Genomic DNA, 333 nt, shown 5'->3' on the forward strand with positions numbered 1-333 from the left:
GTTCGGAGGGGGGCCTAGCGATGTTCTCTCCGAGACATTGCGGGCCTACCCTACCCTCTCAGATCGAAGGTCTGCCGGCGCACTACTACCCCGAGCCGCCGGACCCCAAGGCGATCGGCGAACTCTCGGCCGGGGTGCAGGCCTTTCTCGACGCGATCCCGCTCCGTGTCGTCCACGGCGGCGACAGTGCGCATTACACGCCGAGCACCGACACAGTCACCTTGCCGTCGCCAGGGGCGTTTCACTCGATCGAGGCGTATTTCTCGACCCGGTGCCATGAGGTATGTAACATCGCAAGTGTCCTCATTTCGAGGACAGTCGATGGCCTTTGCG

The 333-nt window shown here is 63.4% G+C and carries 1 protein-coding gene; it reads left to right on the top strand.

Going from position 1 to position 333, the window contains the following annotated elements; all coding sequences use genetic code 11:
* Positions 1-20: 20 nt before the first annotated feature.
* A partial coding sequence (locus AX703_RS22310; RefSeq protein WP_255355098.1) for a zincin-like metallopeptidase domain-containing protein occupies positions 21-333 on the top strand: 313 nt, incomplete at its 3' end.

It is taken from the genome of Novosphingobium sp. CCH12-A3 (genome assembly GCF_001556015.1).
Classification (GTDB): Bacteria; Pseudomonadota; Alphaproteobacteria; order Sphingomonadales; family Sphingomonadaceae; genus Novosphingobium; species Novosphingobium subterraneum.